At 55.4% G+C, this 24,448-nt stretch carries 21 protein-coding genes; 1 reads left to right on the top strand and 20 read right to left on the bottom strand.

Annotated features, from left to right (window positions below; translation table 11 throughout):
- Positions 1-11: 11 nt before the first annotated feature.
- From wzxC to ACEPLT_RS14795, 17 genes are all read right to left on the bottom strand, one after another.
- A complete protein-coding gene (gene wzxC / locus ACEPLT_RS14715; protein WP_032652667.1) occupies positions 12-1,490 on the bottom strand; it encodes a colanic acid undecaprenyl disphosphate flippase WzxC in 1,479 nt (492 codons plus the stop codon).
- A gap of 1 nt (position 1,491) precedes the next feature.
- Positions 1,492-2,886 carry an undecaprenyl-phosphate glucose phosphotransferase gene (wcaJ, locus tag ACEPLT_RS14720; RefSeq protein ID WP_008499429.1) on the bottom strand — a complete coding sequence of 465 codons (1,395 nt, stop codon included), beginning with the start codon at positions 2,884-2,886 and terminating at the stop codon, positions 1,492-1,494.
- Positions 2,887-2,932: 46 nt separating this feature from the next.
- A complete protein-coding gene (gene cpsG, locus ACEPLT_RS14725) occupies positions 2,933-4,303 on the bottom strand; it encodes a colanic acid biosynthesis phosphomannomutase CpsG (RefSeq protein ID WP_032622651.1) in 1,371 nt (456 codons plus the stop codon).
- A 111-nt stretch (positions 4,304-4,414) separates the two neighbouring features.
- Positions 4,415-5,851 (bottom strand): mannose-1-phosphate guanyltransferase, encoded by a 1,437-nt coding sequence (gene cpsB, locus ACEPLT_RS14730; RefSeq protein ID WP_021241455.1) that lies wholly within the window; start codon positions 5,849-5,851, stop codon positions 4,415-4,417.
- 3 nt (positions 5,852-5,854) lie between these two features.
- Positions 5,855-7,078 (bottom strand): colanic acid biosynthesis fucosyltransferase WcaI, encoded by a 1,224-nt coding sequence (gene wcaI, locus ACEPLT_RS14735; protein WP_032652672.1) that lies wholly within the window; start codon positions 7,076-7,078, stop codon positions 5,855-5,857.
- On the bottom strand, positions 7,075-7,554 hold the full coding sequence (locus tag ACEPLT_RS14740) for a GDP-mannose mannosyl hydrolase (protein ID WP_008499425.1): 480 nt from the start codon (positions 7,552-7,554) through the stop codon (positions 7,075-7,077). The genes wcaI and ACEPLT_RS14740 overlap by 4 nt, the downstream gene beginning before the upstream one ends.
- A 2-nt stretch (positions 7,555-7,556) precedes the next feature.
- Positions 7,557-8,522, bottom strand: a complete 966-nt coding sequence (gene fcl, locus ACEPLT_RS14745; RefSeq protein ID WP_032675167.1) for a GDP-L-fucose synthase — start codon at positions 8,520-8,522, stop codon at positions 7,557-7,559.
- A gap of 2 nt (positions 8,523-8,524) precedes the next feature.
- A complete protein-coding gene (gmd, locus tag ACEPLT_RS14750; protein ID WP_003863514.1) occupies positions 8,525-9,646 on the bottom strand; it encodes a GDP-mannose 4,6-dehydratase in 1,122 nt (373 codons plus the stop codon).
- Positions 9,647-9,670: 24 nt separating this feature from the next.
- A complete protein-coding gene (gene wcaF, locus ACEPLT_RS14755) occupies positions 9,671-10,219 on the bottom strand; it encodes a colanic acid biosynthesis acetyltransferase WcaF (protein WP_008499422.1) in 549 nt (182 codons plus the stop codon).
- Between the two features lie 15 nt (positions 10,220-10,234).
- On the bottom strand, positions 10,235-10,981 hold the full coding sequence (gene wcaE, locus ACEPLT_RS14760; RefSeq protein ID WP_008499420.1) for a colanic acid biosynthesis glycosyltransferase WcaE: 747 nt from the start codon (positions 10,979-10,981) through the stop codon (positions 10,235-10,237).
- A 16-nt stretch (positions 10,982-10,997) separates the two neighbouring features.
- Positions 10,998-12,218 (bottom strand): colanic acid polymerase WcaD, encoded by a 1,221-nt coding sequence (gene wcaD / locus ACEPLT_RS14765; RefSeq protein ID WP_008499419.1) that lies wholly within the window; start codon positions 12,216-12,218, stop codon positions 10,998-11,000.
- Complete coding sequence (gene wcaC / locus ACEPLT_RS14770; RefSeq protein WP_023293848.1) at positions 12,193-13,410, bottom strand: colanic acid biosynthesis glycosyltransferase WcaC; 1,218 nt, start codon at positions 13,408-13,410, stop codon at positions 12,193-12,195. Before wcaC ends, wcaD begins: the two co-directional genes overlap by 26 nt.
- Positions 13,407-13,898 (bottom strand): colanic acid biosynthesis acetyltransferase WcaB, encoded by a 492-nt coding sequence (gene wcaB, locus ACEPLT_RS14775; protein ID WP_008499417.1) that lies wholly within the window; start codon positions 13,896-13,898, stop codon positions 13,407-13,409. Before wcaB ends, wcaC begins: the two co-directional genes overlap by 4 nt.
- On the bottom strand, positions 13,898-14,740 hold the full coding sequence (gene wcaA, locus ACEPLT_RS14780) for a colanic acid biosynthesis glycosyltransferase WcaA (RefSeq protein ID WP_021241458.1): 843 nt from the start codon (positions 14,738-14,740) through the stop codon (positions 13,898-13,900). Before wcaA ends, wcaB begins: the two co-directional genes overlap by 1 nt.
- Before the next feature lie 65 nt (positions 14,741-14,805).
- Positions 14,806-16,968 carry a tyrosine-protein kinase Wzc gene (wzc, locus tag ACEPLT_RS14785; RefSeq protein WP_008499415.1) on the bottom strand — a complete coding sequence of 721 codons (2,163 nt, stop codon included), beginning with the start codon at positions 16,966-16,968 and terminating at the stop codon, positions 14,806-14,808.
- Between the two features lie 2 nt (positions 16,969-16,970).
- The gene (gene wzb / locus ACEPLT_RS14790; RefSeq protein ID WP_021241460.1) at positions 16,971-17,414 is read right to left on the bottom strand and encodes a low molecular weight protein-tyrosine-phosphatase Wzb; all 444 of its coding nucleotides are present in this window, start codon (positions 17,412-17,414) and stop codon (positions 16,971-16,973) included.
- 6 nt (positions 17,415-17,420) lie between these two features.
- A complete protein-coding gene (locus tag ACEPLT_RS14795; RefSeq protein WP_008499413.1) occupies positions 17,421-18,560 on the bottom strand; it encodes a polysaccharide export protein in 1,140 nt (379 codons plus the stop codon).
- A 684-nt stretch (positions 18,561-19,244) separates the two neighbouring features.
- Between ACEPLT_RS14795 and ACEPLT_RS14800 the strand changes: the two genes are divergently transcribed.
- Positions 19,245-20,828, top strand: coding sequence for a TerC family protein (locus ACEPLT_RS14800; RefSeq protein ID WP_008499412.1), 1,584 nt, complete (start codon positions 19,245-19,247; stop codon positions 20,826-20,828).
- Between the two features lie 90 nt (positions 20,829-20,918).
- Here the strand turns inward: ACEPLT_RS14800 and asmA are convergent, their stop codons facing one another.
- The 3 genes from asmA to udk all read right to left on the bottom strand — a co-directional run bounded on the left by asmA (position 20,919) and on the right by udk (position 24,106).
- A complete protein-coding gene (gene asmA / locus ACEPLT_RS14805; protein WP_032675168.1) occupies positions 20,919-22,769 on the bottom strand; it encodes an outer membrane assembly protein AsmA in 1,851 nt (616 codons plus the stop codon).
- Between the two features lie 22 nt (positions 22,770-22,791).
- The gene (gene dcd, locus ACEPLT_RS14810) at positions 22,792-23,373 is read right to left on the bottom strand and encodes a dCTP deaminase (RefSeq protein WP_008500854.1); all 582 of its coding nucleotides are present in this window, start codon (positions 23,371-23,373) and stop codon (positions 22,792-22,794) included.
- A gap of 91 nt (positions 23,374-23,464) precedes the next feature.
- Entirely contained in the window at positions 23,465-24,106 is a 642-nt protein-coding gene (gene udk / locus ACEPLT_RS14815; protein WP_008500855.1) for a uridine kinase, read from the bottom strand.
- Positions 24,107-24,448: the final 342 nt, after the last annotated feature.

Genomic DNA, 24,448 nt, shown 5'->3' on the forward strand with positions numbered 1-24,448 from the left:
CTCTTAAATAACTAGCCTGCGCGAAGCAGCGTTTTCATTTTTTCGTTACGGCAAAACTGGCGCTTCATCTCAACGACCAGCGCATTGCGAGAAAGTACGATCATCACGACGAAGGCCAGCGCCCCCGCGGCAACCTGCACCGCCAGCAGCGCGGCCAGCGGCAGATGCCCGCTGAGGATAATGCCCAGGCCGTAGCTCACCGCCAGGGTCGGCAATGAGAGATAGAACGGCAGCCACAGGCTCAGGATGTACTGACGGTAGCTGGAGCCCAGCACCGGTTTAATCATGATGAAGTAGCTCAGGACGGTATTGACGATCTGCACCAGCAGGAAGCCCAGCGTCACGCCAATAGCGCCCGCCATGTGCCCGCCGACGATAATTGCCGGAATAAACAGGAAAGTTTTGAATACGTTGAACTTAAAGCTGATGTCCACGCGCGCTTTTGCCATCAGCAGGGACCCAATCGGGTTCCCCACGGAGCGCAACAGCCCTACCACGCACAGCAGCTGCAGGATCGGGATGATGCCGTTCCATTTCTCGCCAAACACCAGCGGCACGAAATTGCTGGACACCACCATCAGCCCCAGCAGCACCGGGAAGTTGATGATCCCCACTACCGAAAGCAGCTTGTAAAAGTTAATGCGCAGCTTTTCGGTGTCGTCCTGAATCTTGGCAAACGCCGGGAACAGCACGCGGGTGATTATTGGGTTCAGCTTCATCGGCGGCACCACCGCGACGTTGTAGGCCAGGTTGTAGCCCCCCGCCACGCTCGCGCCGAGAATACGTGCCAGCACCAGCGTCGAGAGGTTGGTGTTCACGTAGTTGATAATGCTGTCCGCCGTCAGCCACGCGCCAAAGCGCAGGTTGGACGAGACGGACGCAAGAGAGAAATGCAGTCCCGGGCGGTAAATTTTACGCCCAAAGTAGCCGAACAGCAGCGTGCGCACGGCAGAGTTCACCAGGTAACCGAGGATGGCGGTCATCGCCAGCGGCCAGAAATGGGCGCTCACGACGGTAAAGGTAAAGCCCGCCAGCACGGCGCTGGTCTCGATCATGCCGATCTTGTTGAACTCCAGCTCTTTCTGCATCAGCGCGCGGAACTGTTGCCCGTGGGGGATCACCACGAACGCAAACGACAGCGTACGCATCAGCGGGGCGAGATCCGGGTTGTGCAGCACGCTGGCGATGGTATCGCTCAGCAGGAACACCAGCACAAACACGAAAATCCCCAGCCCCACGTTCAGCCAGTAGAGGGTGGTCAGCTCAAGATGGCTGATCTCTTTGCGCTGGATAATCGAGTTGGCGATACCAAAGTCAGACAGCGTATCGGCCAGCGCAATGATCACCAGCGAGACGGTCAGCAGGCCGAACTGGTGATTATCTATAATGCGCGCCAGCACCGTCATCTGCACCAGCCCCAGGCCAATGATGACGATGGTCGCCATCGCTGACCACTTGGCGCCGCTGATGGTTTTTTCACGTAAGCTCATCTTAGTACGCCGCTTTGTTCACGAAACCTTTGAAGATGGTCAGAAAAACAATCTTGATATCGAACCAGAGGCTCCACTCGCGGATGTACTCCAGATCGAACTCGATGCGTTTTTCCATTTTTTCCAGCGTGTCGGTTTCGCCACGCCAGCCGTTGATTTGCGCCCAGCCGGTGATGCCCGGCTTCACCTTATGGCGCAGCATGTAGCCTTCAATCAGCGAGCGGTACTGCTCGTTATGCGCCACCGCGTGCGGACGCGGGCCAACAATCGACATCCCGCCGGTAAAGACGTTGATAAACTGCGGCAGCTCGTCCAGCGAGGTGCGGCGCAGGAAGTTCCCCACGCGGGTGACGCGCGGATCGTTCTGCGTGGCCTGGGTCACGACTTTGTCGTTCTCCATCACCTTCATGGAGCGGAATTTCCACACCATAATCGGCTTACCGTCCATGCCGTAGCGGGTCTGACGGAAGATAACCGGTCCTGGCGAGCTCAGCTTCACCGCGAGGGCAATGCAGCACAGCACCGGGGAGATGAGCAGCAAAATCAGCGAAGAGAGCACGATATCTTCCAGACGCTTCAGCACGCGGTTAATACCGGACAGCGGCGTGTCGTACAGCGGTACGACCGGCACCCCGTTCACCTCTTCAATACGGGAGTGAAGAATGTTGAAGGTAAACACGTCCGGGATCAGGATCACTGAACAGGTGGTATCCGCCAGCTCGCGCATCAGCTGCTTAATGCGGGATTCGTCTTTCATCTGCATGGCGATGTAGACGTTGTGAATTTTGCCGGCTTTGGCATCGTCAATCAGCTGATCGTAGTTGCCCGCCCAGTCGGCAGGCACGCCGCCAGGCTTTGCGTCGTGATAAATCCCGACCACTTCAAAGCCTAACCACGGCTCTTTGCGGAAGCTGTCGAGCAGCACTTTCCCAACCGGCAGATCGCCTGCCACCGCCACGAAGCGACGGTTATAGCCCCGGTTGCGCAGCCAACCCGCGCCAAAGCGGATCAGGGAACGGCACACCACCATGCCGACGCTGGTCAACAGATACCAGCTCAGATAGGTCACGAGGCGATTATCAAAATCATGGCTAAATGCCACCAGGCCTGCGCTGAAGATCAGGCTCAGGGTCCAGTTCTGCAGCAGCAGCATCAGTTCAGTGGTCATTTTGACGCCGCGCCACGAGCGGTAGAAATCGGTCATACCGCCGATCATTTGAAACACGACCAGCGCAATCAGGGCCATCAGCAGATGCATATATAAGAACGGCAGCCCGCTGATCCGACACACCGCCCACAATCCACCGACCATGATGGTGATATCAGAAAAACGCTGCACCATAGAGATTAACGATGCATTCGTTCTCGCTCGTTCGCGTTTTTTTAGATTCGTCATCGTTGTTCCTGTATTCGGTTCCCCCTCCCACCGGGAGGGGCAGTTATTACTGATTCAACAGCGCCAGAATGTCCTTCGTTCGGGCTTCCATGAGCGCGGTGTCAGCGCGGGACTCCACGTTCAGGCGCACCACCGGCTCGGTATTGGACGAGCGCAGGTTAAAGCGCCACTGCGGGAACGCCATGCTGATGCCGTCAGTACGGTCAATTTCCAGCGCGTGGATGGCAAAGTGCTGCTCCACGCGGGCAATCGCCTCGGCAGGCTGTGCCAGCTTGCTGTTGATCTCTCCGCTCGCCGGGAACGCCGCCATACGGTCGCGCACCAGCTCGCCCAGGGTTTTCCCCTTCAGGCACAGCAGTTCAGTCACCAGCAGCCACGGGATCATCCCGCTGTCGCAGTAGGCAAAGTCACGGAAGTAGTGGTGGGCGCTCATCTCGCCGCCGTAGATGGCGTCTTCTTCGCGCATGCGCTCTTTGATGAAGGCGTGACCGGTTTTGGACATCACCGGCGTGCCGCCTGCGGCAGACACCACGTCGACGGTGTTCCAGGAGAGACGCGGGTCATGAATGATCTTCGCGCCAGGGTTTTTCTCGAGGAACGCTTCCGCCAGCAGGCCGACAATGTAGTAGCCCTCGATGAACTGCCCTTTCTCGTCGAACAGGAAGCAGCGGTCAAAATCGCCGTCAAAGGCGATACCCATGTCCGCGCCGTGTTCAATCACCGCGTTGCGGGTGTCGTCGCGGCACTCCGGCAGCAGCGGGTTAGGAATACCGTTCGGGAAGTTGCCGTCCGGGGTGTTGTGCACTTTGACGAAGGTCACCGGCACGTTCAGTGCTTTAAAGCGCGCTTCAAGGGCATCGACAACCGGGCCAGCCGCGCCGTTGCCGGAGTTAATCACCAGCTTCAGCGGCTTCAGGTTTGCCACGTTGATGTAGCCCAGCAGGTGGTCGATGTACTCTTTCTGCAGGTTGATTTTTTTGTAGCTGCCGCGCTTCGCCTCGTTCACCGGCGGGAAATCGTTGGCTTCCGCCAGACGCTGCACATCACGCAGGCCGGTGTCGCCGCTGATAGGACGGGCGCCCTTGCGCACCAGCTTCATGCCGTTGTAATCCATCGGATTGTGGCTGGCCGTCACTTCAATACCGCCGTCCACGCCCAGGTGGAAGGTGGCAAAGTAAATCTCTTCGGTTCCGGAAAGACCGATGTCCAGCACGTCCACGCCCGCGTCCTGCAGCCCTTTCGCCAGCGCCAGCTTGAGGGATTCACTGGTCAGACGCACGTCACCGCCCAGCACGATGGTCTGCGGTTTTAAGTATTCGCCGTACGCGCGGCCAATGCGCCACGCAATGTCTTCATTCAGCTCTTCGCCCAGCTTGCCGCGAATATCGTAGGCTTTAAAACAGGTTAATTTATCCATGATGACCCCTTTTTCAGGCAACAGTCGGTCCTGACCACTAAATGGCCAAATTAATTTTTTTGTCATTCGTAGGCCCGGTAAGCGCAGCGCCACCGGGCATGATGCAGAGAGCTACACTCGCCCGTAGCGGTCCTGGAAGCGCACGATATCGTCTTCTTCCAGATACGAGCCGGAGCGCACCTCAATTAAGTCGAGAGGAATTTTCCCCGGGTTCTCCAGACAGTGCGTCGCCCCCAGCGGAATATAGATGGACTCGTTTTCGCCCAGCAGTTTCACTTCACCGTCGATGGTGACTTTGGCGGTACCCGCGACCACCACCCAGTGCTCGGCGCGGTGATGGTGCATCTGCACCGACAGCCCCTCGCCCGGCTTCACGGTGATGCGTTTCACCTGATAGCGGTCACCGGCGTCAATGGAGTCATATTTGCCCCACGGACGGTAGACTTCGCGATGAATATGGTGCTCGTGACGGCCATCCGCCTTGATCTTCTCCACCACTTTTTTAACGTCCTGCACGGCGTTACGGTCGGCAATCAGCACGGCGTCTTTGGTCTGGACCACAACAAGATCTTTTACTCCAACCGTGGTGACCAGGCCGGACTCGGCGTAGACGTAGCTGTTTTCCGTTTTGTGGCTAATGACATCGCCGTGATGGACGTTACCCTCCGGGGTATGGGCGCTGATCTCCCACAGGGAGGACCAGGATCCAACATCGCTCCAGCCCGCATCCATCGGTACCACGACGGCGTCAGCCGTGCGTTCCATTACCGCATAGTCAATGGATTCTTCCGGACAGGCGAGGAAGGCCTCTTCATCCACGCGGATGAAGTCGAGATCCGGATCCACCACCGCCATCGCTTTCTCGCAGGCGCTCAGAATATCCGGGCGATATTTGCGCAGCTCTTCCAGATAGCGTCCGGCGCGGAACAGGAACATCCCACTGTTCCAGTAATATTCCCCGCTGGCGACATACGCCTGCGCGGTTTCCAGATTCGGTTTTTCAACGAACTGCGCCACGTCAAACGCCACGCTGTCGCCTTCACCCGGCGTCACGTTGCCGCGACGAATGTAGCCGTAGCCGGTTTCCGGCAGATCCGGCACGATGCCGAAGGTCACCAGCTTGCCGCTCTCAGCGTAAGGAATGGCCGCACGCACCGCGTCGCGGAAGGCCTCTTCCTGCTGGATCACGTGGTCTGCCGCCAGGACCAGCATCAGCGGGTCACAGTCCGGGCTGCTGCGTTTTGCCGCCAGCGCCGCCAGGGCGATAGCCGGTGCGGTATTGCGTCCGGCAGGCTCCAGGATGATATTTTCTGTGAGTTTGTTCAGCTGGCGCAGCTGCTCGGCAACAATAAAGCGGTGCTGTTCGTTACAGATCACCACCGGGCTTTCACACTCCACGCCGTGGAGACGGTTTACCGTCGTCTGCAGCATGGTGAGATCCCCTTTCAGGCAGAGGAACTGTTTTGGATAGAGCACGCGGGACAGCGGCCACAACCGGCTACCAGAGCCACCAGCCATCACAACCGGATACAAAGTGGTTTGACTCATGATTTATCCCCGTATATCTGCAATAAATTGGCTCAGCACGTTCTCTTTCTCGAGCGTGCGTTCGGCATATTCACGTGCCACCGTGTTCACTTTTGGCATGGCAAGTGCCTGTTCAATGCCGGTGACCAGCGCCGGAACCGATTCCGGCTCTACGCACACCGCAATCCCCGGATAGCTGTCACACAGCTGGCCTAATTCAGTTTCGGCTTCGGCCGTAATCACCGCGTTACCGCCCACGGCCAGAATGTTGGTCAGCTTGGACGGCAGCACCGCGTCCGCCGCGCCGCGCTTTTGCACCACCAGATGGCAGTCGCCCATCTTCAGCAGCGCAGGCAATGCCTCGTAAGACTGAAGCGGGAAGAATTTCACGTTGGTCAGGCCGCGAACGCTGACCATTTTTTCCAGCCGCGCTTTTCCACCGCCCTGCCCGACAATCACAAACATCCATGGATGTTCGTTCAGCAGTTGAGCCGCCTCGATCACGCTCTCCAGCCCCTGCTTTTCGCCGATATTGCCTGAGTAAAGAATGATTTTTTGATCTTCAGGCAAACCGAGCTGCGCGCGCAGCGCCTGAGCGTCTTGCTCAGTCACGTCGCGAAAACGCGCCACTTCGGACCAGTTCGGGAAGAAGATCACCTTCTCCGCCGGAACGCCTTTCTCCTGCGCTTTGTTCATCATGGAGCGCGAGATCGTTGAGACGTAGTCCACGTTGTGTAAGCCACTGCGCTCAAACGCGCTGGCGAGCTTCGCCACCTTGCCGCCTTTGCTTTTGCCTGCCATCCCCAGGCCCAGCATGGCGTCCACTTCATAATCCTGAATGTGCAGCAGGGTGCGCGCGCCGGAGAGTTTGCCCAGCAGGCGCATGCCCGGCGTGCAAAACAGCGTCGGCACCACGCCGATAATGCGATCCGGCTTCCAGCGACGCTGCGCCATCAGCGGGAAGAAGCTGCTCAGGGCAAAGCTGCCGAGATGAATCAAGCGCTTCAGCGTCGAGGGCTGCTTAGGCACATACAGCGGGCAGCGCCAGACGGTTGCTGCACCCTCTTCGCGACGGTAGCGCCAGCTTGAGTAGCGCTCCCCCACTTTCCACTCCGGGTAGTACGGCGGCGCGGTAATGACCCGCACGTCATGTCCCTGGCTCGCCATCCACTCGACCATCTCGCCGGTGTATTTCCCGATGCCGGTTAATTCCGGCGAGTAGTTGATTCCGTATACGAGGATCTTCATAAGCCCGGCACCCCGGACTGACGTTCAGCGAGGAAATAGGCACGGCTGTTGTCATGCACATTGTCGCTCGCCAGCAGCGCCTCTGGCGTCTGCCAGCGGTAGTCGTCATGCTGAGAATCAGGCAGACGCAGGTCTGCCTCACTCACCTTCAGGCGGAACCCCAGCACGATGTAGTGCGTGGAGAACCCGGTGCCCGAAAAGTTATCGTCATAGAAGTGCTGCCAGACCCCGTAAAACTGGCCCGCTGCCATCGGCAACTGCAGGCCCAGTTCCGCCAGAGTGAGACGCTCAAACGCATCGGTCAGCGTCTCATCCTTTTGCACGCGCCCGCCGGGCACGAACCAGAAGCCCTGTGCAGGACGGTTGGTTCGTTTCCCCAGCAAGAACTCGCCGCGTTCGTTCTCCACGATCAAATCAATTGAGATGAGCGGAGTGGAACGCACTACCGTGGCAAAATCTTCCTGACTTAAAAACATCGTTACCCCCGGAAGCGGTGCTGGTTTTCCAGGAACCACTGATAGGTGCTGGCCAGCCCCTGCTCCAGTGACACCTCGTGATACCAGCCCAGCTGATGCAGACGGGTCACGTCCAGCAGTTTGCGCGGCGTGCCGTCCGGTTTCGTGGCGTCAAACACCACGCGGCCTTTGTAGCCCACCACCTGCGTGATGGTCTGCGCCAGCTCGCGAATGGTGCAGTCCACGCCGGTGCCCACGTTGATGTGCGACAGCATCGGCTCGGTGTTCTCCTGCCACACCTCGCGATCCAGCTCCATCACGTGAATGCTGGCCGCAGCCATGTCGTCCACGTGCAGGAATTCGCGCATCGGCGTACCGCTGCCCCACACCACCACATCCGGCGCGTTCTCCGCGGTCGCCTCGTGGAAGCGGCGCAGCAGCGCCGGGATCACGTGCGAATTGCTCGGGTGGAAGTTGTCGTGCGGTCCGTACAGGTTGGTCGGCATTACCGAGCGATAGTCGCGGTTGTACTGACGGTTGTAGGACTCGCACAGCTTGATCCCGGCAATTTTGGCAATCGCGTACGGCTCGTTGGTGGCTTCCAGGGTACCCTGCAGCAGCTCGCTTTCGGCGATCGGCTGTTTTGCCATTTTCGGATAAATACAGGATGAGCCGAGGAACAGCAGCTTGTTCACGTTGTGCAGATGCGCCGCGTGAATGATGTTGCTCTCAATCATCATGTTTTCGTAGATGAAATCCGCCGGGTAAGTGTTGTTGGCAACAATGCCGCCCACCTTCGCCGCCGCCAGATACACCTGGTCAATACGTTCGTTTGCAAAGAAGTCCTGTACCGCACGGCTGTCGAGCAGGTTCAGCTCGTCGCGCGTGCGGACAACCACTTCGACGTCACCGCGCTGTTCGAGCTGGCGAACAATCGCGGAACCCACCATTCCGCGATGACCGGCGACAAAAATACGTTGTTTTGTCATTCTCAGGACTCCAGCGCGATGGCAACCTCGTAGCCATGAGATTTGAGCAGGGAGTGTTTTTTCGCTGCTTCAAGATCTTTGGCTACCATCTCGGAAACCATCTCCTGCAGAGTGGTTTCTGGTTTCCAGCCCAGCTTCTCGTGCGCTTTGGTTGGGTCGCCCAGCAGGGTTTCCACTTCAGCAGGACGGAAGTAGCGTGGGTCAACCTGCACAATCACGTCGCCTGGCTTCACGCCCGGTGCGTCGTGGCCGGTCACGGAAACCACGATGCCCTTCTCTTCCACGCCGGTGCCTTCGAAGCGCAGCTTGATGCCCAATTGAGCGGCAGCCATTTCAACGAACTGACGAACGGAGTACTGCACGCCGGTGGCGATCACGAAGTCTTCTGGCTGTTCCTGCTGCAGCATCATCCACTGCATTTTCACGTAGTCTTTGGCATGGCCCCAGTCACGCAGGGAGTCCATGTTGCCGAGGTGCAGGCACGATTCCAGACCCTGCGCAATGTTGGCGATAGCGCGGGTGATTTTGCGGGTCACGAAGGTTTCGCCGCGACGTGGAGATTCGTGGTTGAACAGAATGCCGTTACAGGCGTACATGCCGTAGGATTCACGGTAGTTCACGGTGATCCAGTAGGCGTACAGTTTCGCTACCGCGTACGGAGAACGTGGGTAGAACGGCGTGGTCTCTTTCTGTGGGATTTCCTGCACCAGGCCGTACAGCTCAGAGGTGGATGCCTGGTAGAAACGGGTTTTCTTCTCAAGACCCAGGAAGCGGATCGCTTCCAGCAGACGCAGGGTACCCATGGCGTCCACGTCAGCGGTGTATTCCGGGGATTCGAAGGAGACCGCAACGTGGCTCATCGCGCCCAGGTTGTACACTTCATCCGGCTGCACTTCCTGCAGGATACGGGTCAGGTTGGAGGTATCGGTCAGGTCGCCGTAGTGCAGGTGGAATTTCGGGTTCGCCGCGTGAGGATCCTGATAAATATGATCGACACGTTCGGTGTTAAATGAAGACGCACGACGTTTAATACCGTGTACTTCATAACCTTTTTCCAGCAGTAACTCTGCCAGGTAAGAACCATCCTGCCCGGTAACGCCGGTGATGAGAGCGACTTTAGACATGTTTATATTCCTCTACTTATGAATTTAATCAGTTTCAACGCGTTCGCGTATCACCACTGCGGGGTTGCCACGACAAATTTTATTTGCCGGTAGCGATTTAAAAACGCTGCTGCGGGCACCGACTACCGTGCCATCGCCAACAGAAACACCCGGTGCAACAAAAACATCCGTTGCCAGCCAGCATTTTTCACCGATCACAATAGGCGAAGCGGTAATATCAAAATGCTGACTCATAAAGTCGTGGCTGCCGGTGCACAAATAACATTTCTGTGAAACCACCGAATTCGCGCCAATCGTAATCTCGCCCAGGGTATATAACACCGCGTCATCCCCTACCCAGGCGTAATCCCCAAGCGTTAATTTCCAGGGATAGGTAATTTTCACCGAAGGACGAATGACTACGTTTTTTCCTATTTTTGCGCCAAACAGACGCAATAAAAATGCTCGCCAGCGGTACAGTATTTGCGGTGACCAGGCAAATAGGGTGGCCTGAACCGCCCACCATAGCTGCACTTTAATACCGCCCGCCCCCCGAAAACCTTTCGGTACGGAGAAACCGTTCAGATCCTGCATTACGTTTCCTTATATTCAGGCTTTGTTATATAAGGCTTTCGTTTTACTCGTGGTACGCACGCGTAAAAAATAAGATAATTCCGCCCAGAATCCCGGCACGCGTAATATTTTACGCTGCACGTTTTTGGCGTCCTGGCACAACTCCAGATTATTCGAGGTTGACACACCACCCATTGAAAATTCAGATACCAGCCCTTTAATTCGGCGGAACGGGTAACCTGACTTATACAGACTGGCGGCCAGCGCATAATCGGAAGACACTTTATACTGCAAATCGTAAGGCTGTTTTTTCAGACCTTTTACCGGGAAGAAAATGGCCTGATGGCTGGCCGGTAAGCTGTGGTAGATATACCAGCCCGGCTTCGCGCTGCGGCACACTTTATGTCCGTCGCCAAAATCAAGCAGCGCATCGCCAATATACATGGCGTCTTCTTTCTGGCGCGCCAGCTGGCGGGCAAACAGCGCCACGTCGTCATGGAAGATATCACCCGAATTCAGGAAGATGGCATAACGGCCTTGCGCCATGTTAATGCCTTTGTTCATTGCATCGTAGATGCCTTTATCTTTCTCGCTGATGTAGCGTAAGTTGAACTCACCGTTGAGTTTTTCCAGAAACTCTGCCGTGCCATCGTTCGAGCCGCCGTCGACCACAATCCACTCAAAGGTGAGGCTTGGATCGCGCGCCAGGTTGCGCAGCGAGCGCCAGGTTTTTACCACCCCTTCGTAATTACGAAAAGCGACAGTAATGACGCTAAGAAACATAAATCACCTCATTTCGTCATACGTGCGTAATATTAAGCGCTTTGCGCAGAATAAACGGACAGACAATCAAGAAAGCATATTCCGGGCTAAATATTGACCCGGTAAAAAACAGCGACACCGGCGTAAACAGATAAAGTTGCACGCGAAAGTTCTGGTTATCACCAAACGCGTTAATCATCATTTTGAAAACTTTAAACAGATACCACAGCGTCAACAGTACGGCGAACCACGAAAAATAAATAATTAACAGATACAGACCATTGTCTATGGTTTTACCGACATCCGCACCGTTAAAGATTCCGAATGATGCAACATATTCGTAAAGTGAGCCGAATCTTACTACACCATCAATATGGGTTAAGGAATAACCCACCATCACCAGTGGTCCAATGATGCGATAATAGGACGAGGATCCTTCCGTTCCCAAATCACCCAGACGTTCTGAGATGTAGGGGAAAGCAAATATCACGCCCACCATAAATACCGTCAGGGAGATAATCGCCAGCGGCAGTTTTTTCTTAATCGCATCTTTGTTCAGGTACTGAAACGCCCATTCCAGCAGGTAAAACAGGATAAATGTCATTACCCCTGAGAACGATCCAGACAGAACGATTCCTGCAAGAATCATAGCATCGGTCTTAGGCGTTTTGATACCAAACTGTTTGATGCTGAGCCAAATTGAGATTAACGCCAAAGCGAAAAACGCCGGTTCAAAATAGAGGGCCGTGGTACGCTTCCCGCCGAACTTGATGAAGTTCAATACATAGCTGTTGCTGTAAATGAGATATTTCGAAATTATCTCCATCAGGCTGCTGCCGCCGGTGAGAATAATTTGCGCCATCTCCATAGCAGCAAGCATAACAATTAACGCAACGGCAATATAAAAGAACCTGAGGATTTTCCGATAATTGTGCGGAGAAATCGTTTTAAAGCGAATACTCCAGACCATGCCGATAATAATGACAATATAAACAAACAGCATGGTCGAGGTGACGTATTTACTGGCATCCAGCGACTGGCCGAAGATATAGTTAAACAGCGTCAGACCCGTACCCAACCCTAAGGCGATCATCAGCTTCTTCAGGTTGATTTTATCGACATACAGCAGAAGCAGAACGGGCAAGAAGGTGACGATGGTTATCGGGAAGCTTTCGCCGAGCTGGGCAATCTTGACGTTGACCAGCAGGTAAATCAGCGGCAGCAGCAGATAACTACAGATTCTGATAGAACGAGACATACTCCTCCAGCATCTGTTGTCCACTGTAGGCCTTGCGGCTGCGGTTGCGGAACGATTCCAGGTCGGTGCCAAAAACGGCCTGAGCGATCTGCGCCTTCGGCAATTGCACCAGCGGCAGAACCTCCTGCTCCGCAAAAGTTTTCCCGCCGGATTTTTCCAGCACCTCACGTGCCGCATCGCTGTGGGTGGCAATCACCGGCACGCCGATGGAGAGCGCTTCACAGAGGATCAGCGGGTAGTTATCCACGCGGGAGCTGAACACCAGCGCATCCATTTCATTCAGCGCGCTCATCAGCTTGCGCTTATCGGTTTCAAACCCGTGGTTGACCACGTTAGCCCCTTCGAACGGTGAAAATTTGCCGAAGGTGTGAAGCTCAATTTTGTCACCCAGCGCCATCATGTCGCGCACCAGCTGCTGGTTGGTTTTCCCGTCGTAACGCAGGTCATGCGCAACGATAGCGATTTTCGGTTTGCCCGTGGTTTGCGCCACCGGCGTCAGGTCGGCGAGAATGGCTTCCGTCGCCACGTCGATGCCGTTGTTAATAATCTGGCAGCGCCCTGCCCCGTACAGACTGTTGAAGGCATCGGCCACGTGCTGGCTCGGGGAGATAAACGTACAGCCGAGCGAGAGCATGTCGCGGAAAAGCTGGCGCTTTCCGGCCACCAGCTTGTGCGCGCGATCCACCTTCACCGGCGGATAGTTGCTCAGCGTCGGGCATTTCTGGCAGTTGTTTTTCCAGCCTTCGCAGCCGTCGGTAAACGCGCAACGGCCGGTTACGCTCCAGTGGTCGTGCAGCGTCCAGACGAAGCGGGTGTCGGGCTTGTGGGCCTGCACCTTCTGACAAAACGCTACCACCTCTTCCAGATTCAGCCAGTAGCTGTGCAGCACGTGAAAATGCAGCACAACGGGGCCGGTAGTGCGGGTCACCGTGCGATAAAGCGTATTCAGGTTGCCAAACAGATCGCGGTTAAACAGACGGAACAACGCGATATTGGCAATCGAGGTCAGGCGCGGCGTGTGCTTATGCACCTGCGGGAAGTTATCGTGACTGACGCTTTTCTTGCCGCCCTTGCCATAGCCATAAATAAAACGAGACTGAAGTCCTTTTTGCAGCGCGCGCTGGTGTAGATCCAGCGCCACCCCTGCCGCTCCGCCTTCTGCGAGGCGTACGTTAAATTGCAGAATATTCATTTAATCACCTTCACGCGGGCTTTTTCTCCCACCACCAGCGCGTTATCCGGAATGGTGTCCAGCACCACGCTGCCCGCACCAATCGTGACGTTGTTACCAATCGTAATGTCGCCAATGATCACCACGTTCGCGCCCAGCTCGACGTTATTGCCAATGACCGGGCAGGCCAGGCTGTCTGGCCCACGGTTGCCAATGGTCACCCCATGGCGGATGGTGAAATCATCCCCGGCGACCACGAACTTGTTGATCACCACCGCATAGCCGTGATGGATGGTAAAGCGACGGCCAATGGTTGCAGCGGCCTGAATTTCATAGCCAAAAAAGCATTCGGTAATGATGCGGTACAGCACCAGCACGGGGGCCGCCCAGATGTTGTTCAGGATATTTTTCTTACGCCACACCGAGCAGAAATGCGCGATGCGGTACGCCAGAACCATGCAGCAAGGACGCAGGCTCCAGCTGTTAGCGCGGCAATCTTCCAGAAACATTATTTCCCCCGAAGTCCATCAGCCAGGCGCTTGCCGTTACGTATGGACAACAGCGTCAGCAGCGTGCGCCAGTTCATGCGCTTATTGCGGATCTGATAGAGGGTAAAGAGCTGATATTTACGGCTGGCACGGTCAAACTTGTCCTTGTGCTTGCGGTAAAAATGGAAGTAGCCCGAGAACTTCTTCGGCGACGAGGTGATCTGCATCTCCCCGTGGTTGATGTGCAGGATCTGCGTGGCCTCTTCCACTTTCCACGGCTCGCCATACTCCACCACCATCCGCAGGAAGATGTCGTAATCCTGCGCGGCCTTCAGTTCGGTATCGAACAGGCACTCCTTGAAGCGCCACGCCCAGGTGAAGACCTGGTTACCAATGATGTTGCGCTTGTAGAACAGGCGTCGAGAGTACGGTGATTTCGGATAGAGCGGCAGGCTGGCAGGCTGCGAGTACACCTCGCCCTGACAGACATAGTCGTTGGCATACAGGAACGCGTGCGTGACCAGCTGCTCTTTATGCGACAGGAAAATAGACAGGCGGTTCGGCGTCCATTCGTCATCGTCGTCGATGCCGGTCAGATACTGACCTTTGGCCTGCATAATCGCCTGATTTCGTACAGCGCAGGCGCCGGAGTTAATCTCGTTGTGGGTATAGACCACCCGCGGGTCGTTGAGGTCAGTCACGAATTTTTGCAGCTGTTCATACGAGGAAGAGCAGTCATCAACGATGATCAGCTCCCAGTTATCGTAATCCTGACGTAACACCGACTTGATTGCGCGGATCGCCAGCTGCTGACGATTCCATGTCGGCATATAGATTGAAACTAAAGGGCGTTGTGTGGTCATGATCTTCCCCTGATCCCTCACCCCGCCCCTCTCCCCTCGGGAGAGGGTTAGGGTGAGGGGGATTGTTATTTGCTGTCAGACTTATATTCGTACTCGTAATACCCGTAATCCTGGTACCCGGTCGCACGGCGGAAGATGGAGTTCAGGATCACCCCTTTCACCTCAATCCCGTTCTGCTCGAAGCGGCTCAGGCTGGTTTCCACCTCTTTCAGGGTATTCACCGCGTAACGCGCCACCATCAGCGTCGTACCCGCATGGCGCCCCACAACGGCAGCGTCGGTCACGGCCAGAATCGGCGGCGTATCGATCAGCACCAGGTCGTAGTTTTTGCTCGCCCACTCAACCAGCTCGGTAAAGCGTTCGCTCATCAGCAGCTCGGACGGGTTAGGCGGTACCTGCCCACGTGGGATCAGGTCAAATTTCGGCACGGTAGTCGGTTTCGCGCTCTGGCTGATGTCACCTTTGCCAAGCAGGATCTCCGACAGACCGTTGACGTTGTTGGTGCCCAGCAGCTCGTGGGTGTAGCCCTTGCGCATATCGCAGTCGATCAGCAGCACGCGCTTGTTGGTCTGGCTAACGACCGCCGCCAGGTTGGCGCAGACGAAGGTTTTACCGATTGACGGGCTGACGCCGGTCAGCATCAGGACGTTGTTTTTAGCCTGCATCATGGCGAAGTGCAGACTGGTACGCAGGCTGCGTATCGCTTCAATCGCCAGGTCGGTTGGGTTACCCACCGCCAGCAGCTGGCTCTGTTTGTAACGCTTAACGCCTTTGATGGTTTTGACGCTGTCACGGGATTTTTGCCACTCAGACAGCGGAATGCTGGCATAGACGTTGATACCGTTCTCTTCCAGCACCTGCGGGCTTTCGATACCGCGGTTGAACAGCGAACGCAGCAGCACGCCAACGATGGAGAGCATCAGGCCGAGAATAATGCTGCCGAGAATGATCAGCGCTTTCTTCGGCTTCAGCACGCCAGGCTGGGTAATCGCCGGGTCGACGATGCGCACGTCACCCACGGTGCTTGCCTCGGTGATTTTCAGCTCCTGCTGCTTGTTCAGCAGCTGCATGTAAACCTGCTGTCCTGACTCCACGTCGCGGGTCAGACGCACGATCTCCTGCTGCGTTTTCGGCATCGCGGTCACACGGTCATTGAGCTTCGCCTTCTCCTCTTCCAGCGTGCGGCGTTTCTCCAGCAGCGTGCGGTAGGCCGGGTGACGTTTGGTGTAAAGCTTGGAGATCTCCGCCTCTTTGAAGGTCAGCTCGTTGAGCTGAGCGTCAATGTTGACCATCGAATCGAGGACCGATTTCGCCTCCAGCGGCAGGTCGACAGAGTCTTTATCCTGGCGGTAGGCGTTCAGCTTGTTCTCGGCATCATCCAGGCGGGCGCGCACTTCCGGGAGCTGTTTCGACAGGAACGCCAGGCTTTTCGCCGCTTCAGCCGACTTACGCTCAACGTTCTGCTCAAGGTAGTTGCGGGTAATGCTGTTCAGGATGTCGCGGATCTGATCCTTATCTTCCCCGGTAAAGGTCATGCTCAGCACGCCGGTGTCCTTACCGTTTTCGGTGACGGTCAGGTTGTTTTGCAGGTTGTTGATCATCCCCAGCGTGGAGAATTTGGTGACGGTAAACTCCCCGCCCTCCTGGGCGTTGATCGCACTGACCATCATGCTGACGCCGTCTTTGCTCAGCATCTGTCCGACTTCACCGCGCGCGCTAAAGCCCGCGTCGCTGGTCAACTGATACTGTTTCGGGCCAAGCACCGTCAGGGTAAAGGTCTGATCGGCTGCCCCTTTTGGCAGCACGAAGTCAGTGACCTTCACCGTGTCGTTGCTTCTGCCCATCAGCCGATCCCAGCCCGCACCAAAGATTGGGAAGGTATTTTTGGTGACGGAGATATCGAGCCCAAGGTCGTGAACCGTTTTACCCAGCACCAGACGTGACTGGATGAGCTGGATTTCAGCGTCAGAGGCCGGCGGCTTGTTCGCCAGCGCGGAGCCAATGTCCTGCACCAGCGAGTTACCGGTATTCTGCTCGATCTGCACCAGCGCATCGGCGCTGTAGATAGGGGTGGCGAACAGCGTATAGACGACGGCCGCCGCGGCAAACACGGCGGTAATGCCCAGCACCCACCACTTTGCCTCGATAACCGTGCCAACCAGGCGCCCAATATCAATTTCATCACTGCCCGAAGTCGGGGCGGCAGAAGGTTTTGTTTTTTCTGTCATTGTTATCCCTGCTGAGCTTTCAGTGCCTGCGCCCACTGTTGGGCAGACTGGTCAAGTAAGGTGTAAACCGCCTCGAAAGCCTCATGGCTTTTGCGATATGGATCGGGAATTTCACGCTCATTGTCCCAGTGTCCAAACAGCATCACCTTACCGCGCATCTCCGGAGCGATATCGCACAGCGCTTGAATATGGCGTTTTTCCATCGCCAGAATCAGGTCATACTCACGGCACATGCGGCCAGTGACCTGGCGGGCAACATGCCCGTCGAGAGAGAGGTGATGGTCCCGCGCCACGCTCATTGCGCGCTCATCGGCACCTTTACCGACCAGTGCACCCAGCCCTGCCGAATCAACGGTCAGTTCGGGCTGGTAGTGTTTCAACAACCGTTCAGCCGTAGGGGAACGGCAAATGTTCCCCACGCATACCACCAGAATTTTGTTAAACATCGCGGATTACCAGGTATGAATGTCGCGCGCCGTATCCGTCATGTAGCGAACGCCACTGATGGTTGGCAGCAACTGGTTGATCAGACGGTTCCAGCGGGCAACCGGTGCGGTAGTGACATACACCACGTCGTATGGCTGGAGACGGAACTCCGTCGCCATCACCAGAGAGGTCGCATCGGACATATCCAGCTGGTAGATGTTGGCAATCTTGCCTTTCGCGCTGCCCTCACCTTTCAGCGGACGGATCACGAAGATACCGGTCGCGTTAGAGGTCGTCAGATCGATACCCTCAGCATTGCCCAGCGCTTCGGTCAGCGTCATACCGCTGAAGTCCATCTTGAGGGTGCTCTGTTTCTTCACTTCACCCATCACGAAGACTTTAAGATCGTCATTGCGTGGTACATAGAGGATGTCGCCCGGATAAAGCAGGCGGTTCTGGGTCAGATCGCCGTTTTGCATCAGCGCCTGCAGCGAAATGCGCTGCTCTTTCCCGTTGTGGGTCAGTACCACGTTGCGCCAGTCGGCGCCGTCGGTTAACCCGCCTGCGGCGTTAATGGCGTCCAGCACGGTCAGAGGAACGTTGGTGATGGCCTGCTGACCAGATTTGTTCACCTGGCCGGAGATATAGGCTTTTTGCGAGCGGAATGCGGCGATATTAACGTCCACCTGCGGATCGGCGATGTACTGCGCTAAGCGGCCGGTAATATCACTGCGGATCTCGGCAAGCGTTTTCCCTGCTACATGGACTTTACCAATGTAGGGATAGAACATGGTGCCATCTGACTGCACCCAGTTACCGGTGTCGCTTGAGCTGCGGTACTGGCCCGCTGGCGTGGTCAGTTCGGGGTGATCCCAGACGGTCACGTTAATGACGTCTCCAGGCCCTACGCGATACTGGTAGGAAGCAATTTCCTGGTCCAGTGACATATTTGGCTGGGCAACGTTTGGACGTGGGCGTAATTGTTCGACCAGACGAGGCGTAAGTGGATAAACATTCACCATTTTGTCGAGATCAAAATCGGCATCCTGTTGCTTGATCACATCCTTGCCCATTGTAGACATATTGCTTCCGGGAAAGACCGTGCAACCGCTCATCAAGGTCACAGACACCAATAATGGCATCAATTTCATTTTGGAGTTCATCATTGATTATTTATCACTTTGGCAGAGTAATTATCCTGTGCAATTTAAATACGTGTGAATCTAAAATGCATTAAGAATGTAGCTAATTAAATAAAAATATAAGTGGCATCATTCCTAAAAAAAACGCTATTTGGCCAGTCACTGTTGACAACGTAATCATGGCCCACCCACACACATTCAGGCACGCTACCGCCCTTGGCTTCCAGCTACCAATACGCTATAACACAATGAATTACAGGCAAAAAACCGCAAGAATTTTTTACTGGTGAAATAAATGAAGCATTCAAAATACGCAGGCACTATTTCGTTAATCGCCCAAAAAAAACATCAATCCTTAACGGGAGATATCCTTTTTTAGGCTAATAATCTTGTAACAGTTAATCCCAAAACAGGCAAGAAAACGGGGTCCGAACGTCAACTTTTAAGAATTTATTTAGAAATGCACTTTATTTTTAAGAATTTCTTTATGTTGACAGCGTTATGATTGAACATCTTTTAATGCGATATTTCTTAATTTTGTTATTTCGGATAAATACAGATTTTCTGGATAAATTAAAACTATTATACCCGGCAGTTTTAATTTAATGATTATTGAGAGAAATCTCATACTGACATTGCATTTTCCCACAGCTTTATCCATGATCGAATTGTGTCATTAGTCATGTTACAGAAGGTATTGCTACTACTATGGAATGGATTGCCGATCCCTCAATCTGGGCCGGGCTGGTTACGCTGGTTGTCATCGAGCTGGTGCTCGGGATTGATAATCTGGTTTTTATCGCCATCCTCGCTGAAAAACTGCCCCCTTCCCAGCGCGATCGAGCGCGCGTAACGGGGCTGCTGCTGGCGATGGTGATGCGCTTACTGCTGCTGGCCTCTATTTCCTGGCTGGTCACGCTCACTCAGCCTCTGTTCTCCATTCACGGTCTGAGCTTTAGCGCCCGCGATCTGATCATGCTCTTCGGCGGGCTATTCCTGCTGTTCAAAGCCACCGTGGAGCTCAACGAGCGGCTGGAAGGCAAAGACAGCGAGAACCCGACCCAGCGCCGCGGAGCAAAATTCTGGCCGGTGGTCGCGCAAATCGTGGTGCTGGATGCGGTCTTCTCCCTGGACTCGGTGATCACCGCCGTCGGGATGGTGGACCACCTTGCGGTGATGATGGCCGCGGTCATTATTGCCATCACGCTGATGGTCATGGCCAGCAAGGCACTGACCCGCTTCGTGAACAGTCACCCGACCATCGTTATCCTTTGCCTGAGCTTCCTGCTGATGATTGGCTTCAGCCTGGTGGCCGACGGTTTTGGCTTCCATATTCCGAAAGGCTACCTGTATGCCGCCATCGGGTTCTCCGTCATGATTGAAGCGCTTAACCAGCTGGCGATATTCAACCGCCGTCGCTTCCTTTCCGCCAATCAGACTCTGCGTCAGCGCACAGCCGACACGGTCATGCGTCTGTTAAGCGGCAAGAAAGAGGATGCGGAGCTGGACGCCGAATCCTCCGCCATGCTGGCCGACCATAGCGACGGGCAGATCTTTGACCCGCAGGAACGACGGATGATTGAGCGAGTGCTCAATCTGAACCAGCGTACGGTCAGCAGCATTATGACGTCGCGGCATGACATTGAGCATATTGACCTGACGGCCCCGGAAGCGCACATTCGCGCCCTGCTGGATAAAAACCAGCACACCCGCGTGGTGGTGACCGGCGGGGAAGCGGAAGAGGAGCTATTGGGCGTGGTACACGTCATTGACCTGCTCCAGCAGCAGCTCCACGGTGAGCCGCTCAATCTCCGCGCTCTGGTTCGCCAGCCGCTGGTCTTCCCGGAGGGGCTGCCGTTGCTTTCCGCCCTTGAGCAATTCCGTAACGCGCGCACCCACTTTGCCTTTGTGGTGGATGAGTTTGGTTCGGTGGAAGGGCTGGTCACGCTCAGCGACGTGATGGAAACCATTGCCGGTAATCTGCCAAACGAGGTGGATGAGATTGACGCCCGCCACGACATTCAGAAAAACGCCGACGGCTCGTGGACGGCTAACGGCCATATGCCGCTGGAAGACCTGGTGCAGTATGTGCCGCTGCCGCTGGATGATAAACGGGAATACCACACCATTGCCGGTCTGCTGATGGAGTATTTGCAGCGTATCCCACAACCGGGGGAAGAGGTTCAGGTCGGCGACTATCGGCTTAAAACGCTCCAGATTGAAAACCATCGCGTGCAGAAGGTTCAGCTGATACCGCTGCGGGAAGAGGAAGAACTGGATTTTGAGGTGTGAAAAAGCCGGGTGGCGTTTCGCTCACCCGGCCTGCGGTATTCGGTTTTTGTAGGCCGGGTAAGGCGAAGCCGCCCCCCGGCGCAACAGGCATCAAAGCTTATCCAGCAGCTTCTTCACATCCTTGCCGTCCTGTGAATCTTTATTACGATCCGCCCAGCCGCTGAGTCGACGTTTCGCTTCATCCTGCAGATGCTTACGCAGGATCTGATCCACCTGCAGACTGTAATTCAGGGCCTGCCATTTGCCGTATACGGTCAGCGGGACCGGCGTCTGTTTCAGGAAGTCGATGAGCTTGCTTTCCCCCTGCCAGCCGGAAAGTACCCGCACGTTAAAGCGCGTGTCCGCCGTCTCTTTGACCAGATCCAGCTTACCCTCGCCCGTTACTGATAAGAGTGAAGAGGTACCCTGCATTCCGTCGAGAGAGAGTTGTCCGTTGTTCAGCGTCAGGTCCGTGGTGAAGCTGTCGAGGCGCGTGGCACTGTCGTAGTTCTCCTGGGCCTTCACATCGCTGCTGCGCTCTACCGCCTGCTGCACCAGCTGCTGGAAGTTAAGCCCTTCCATACGGGAGTTTTTCAGATCAAGATGCGCCTGCCCTTGCCACTCGCGGCGGAAAGCATCGGCATCAATTTTCGTGCCGGAGAAATCCCCCGCCAGCGTCAACTGCCCCGTCAGAGAGATCGGGTAGTTAAACGCGGTCAGGATGGTGCCTATCTCAACGTTATCGAGACGCGGCTGGAATTCGGCGCTGGCAACGTCTTTACGGACATCCAGCGTGCCGGGCAGTGAGAGGTGTCCTGCGCCCATCTTGCCGCTCAGTTCGGAGATCACCAGCAAACCGTTATGGTTAAACATCTGGCTGCTCACGTCGGTAAAGTCCATGCCGCGCCAGCGCAGGCTGGTGGCTTTCAGCAGAATATCCGCCGTGAATCCGCGCAGAGCGTTATAGTCAGGTTGATCGAGATTCGACGAAATAACCGGACGTGATACCGGTGCCTGGCTTTGCCCCGTCTGCGTCGCCTCGCTGTCCGTGGCGCTGGCTGGCAGAGGTGGCAACAGGTTTTCCAGGTTGAGCTTGTCAAATTGCAGATTCAGCACCCACTTCGGCTTCTCTTCAAAGGTGACGCTCGCCTGCCCCTTCAGGCTACTGTCGTTTGCCTGCAGGTTGAGATTATCCAGCTCCAGCTGTTTTTGTTCCTCACGCCACACGGCCTGCAGCGTTCCCTGACCGGCGATCCCCTGGGTGGGTAGATTGGCCCCCGTCAGCTGCCAGTTAAGCTGCTGGATGTTCGCCGTGAGCTGATGCGGATAGTCTGACGCATTCACATTAGCATTCAACGACAGCGTCAGATCCCGCTGATCGCGGTTCACGCGCCCGCTGAATTCCACCGATGCAAGATGGTGCTCATCCTGTTCCATCTGCAGACTAATGTTGCGAACGGTGACCAGCTCTTCGTGCTCATGCTGGAAAACCAGCACGCTATCGGCCACTTTCAGTTTGCCAATATCAAAGGACCAGCCAGTATCAGACGGTTCATCAGGCAGGGTATTTTCACGCGGTGCCACCGGCGCGTTGGCATCACGGACAGCTTCAGTTTGCGGGGTGAGCTGAATCACCGCGCCTTTCAGCATCACCTGATTCACCTGCAGCTGATGGGAAATGAGCGGGATCAGCGCCACATCAAGGCGCATGTTGTCTGCGGACACCAGCGGCTGGGACGCCCCCGGCGCCGTGAGCGACATGCGGCCAGAGAGAATGCTGAGCTGCGGCCAGACGTGCCAGCGCAGCGGCCCGTCCAGCTTCAGTTGATAACCACTGCGTGCCTCAACCTGCCGCACCATGTACGCGCGGAAGTCGTTAGGGTTAACCAGCAGAACCAACGCCGAAAGGCCAGCCACCAGCACCACCAGCAAAATCATCAGCGTTGTCAGAACTCTTCTCATGGCATCCTCAATGGACTAACGATCAGTCTTTATCAATACGGCTGGCAACCGCACCCTGCTGGTCGCGATATTTTGCGTCCTGACGGCGGTTATACGGCCTGTCTGCCGGGCCTGACAGCGGTTCAAAACTTAACGCGCCGATCATCATCCCCGGACGAAGCGCCAGCGGCAATTTACCGGCATTGAAGAATTCCAGCACAATACGGCCCGACCAACCTGGATCGATACGGTGCGCGGTCACGTGTACCATCAGTCCCAGTCGCGCCAGCGAAGAACGGCCGTCAAGCCAGCCGACGAGGTCCGCAGGCAGGGTGACGGATTCAAACGTTACCGCCAGCGCCAGTTCACCCGGATGCAGATAAAAGGCTTCGCCATCTTCGATTACGATTTCGTCACTCATCACGCGATCGAGCGCGGCGCTGACTTCGTCCTTCGGTCCGCTGAGGTCAATGAACGGTGCGGTATGGCCGCTAAAGGTGCGGAATTTATTCCCCAACCGGACATCGACGGTCACCCCATTGATACGCTCAACAGGTGGACGTGGGGTAATAGACAAACGGCCTTCATCCAGCCAGGCTTCAATATCGCGATCACAAAGACGCATGCCTTTTTCTCCTTTCATGCATCGTACCCTGAGCCGGTAAGCGCTCAGGGTAAAACCAGGTTATCTCTGAACGGTACACAATTCACGCGGCTTATTCAAAAAACTGGCTGATTTTCGCTTTTAAGATATCGATCGCGATGCGGTTTTTACCCCCGCGCGGCACGATGATATCGGCGTATTGTTTGGAGGGCTCAATAAACTGCAGGAACATCGGGCGGACCGTTTTCTGGTATTGCGCCATCACGGAGTCCATTGAGCGGCCGCGTTCATTAACGTCACGCTTGATGCGGCGCATCAGGCAAATATCCAGCGGGGTATCGACGAAAATCGAGAAGTTCATGGATTCACGCAGGCGGGCGTCGGTCAGCAGCAGGATGCCTTCAAGGATAATGACCTTTTTCGGCTCGATGCGGATCGTTTCCTGGGTGCGGGTATGTTCTACGTAACTGTAAACGGGCAGTTCGATCGCCTGGCCGCTCTTAAGCGCTTCTAAATGCTGGAACAGCAGGCTGTGATCCATCGCATTAGGGTGGTCATAGTTCGTTTTAACGCGCTCTTCCATCGACAGATGGGATTGATCTTTGTAATAGCTGTCTTCGGGAATGACGCCGATATGCTCATCACCTACTTGTTCACGCAGTTCGCGATAAAGCGTACTGGCAATTAGACTTTTACCTGAAGCCGATGCGCCGGCGATGCCTATAATGACGCACTGATGAGACTTATCAGTCATAAATTTAGCGACCTGATTAACCTGGATGTAAAGGAAGGACGACGCCGGAGCGTCAAACGCGGCAATTATAGGGATTTCGCGGGCGTGATACCAGTCGAATACTCAGGTTCTGCGAGACTGACCGAAAAGTGACGAGTTATTCCCTGAATGAAATTTAAATGCGCATTTTTTCGCCGCTTACCCGTTTTTTTTCACCGAGTAAGTATTTAATAAGTCTGTGTTGTCAAATTCTGAGCGGTCACCATATGAATTGTAAATTGTTTGTACTAGCATAAACCAAATTATCAAATTCACGCGTTCGGACATCTTCTTCCCTGACGGCATGGCGTCTCTGGATAAAGC

The sequence above is a fragment of the Enterobacter sp. fkY84-1 genome (assembly GCF_052974705.1).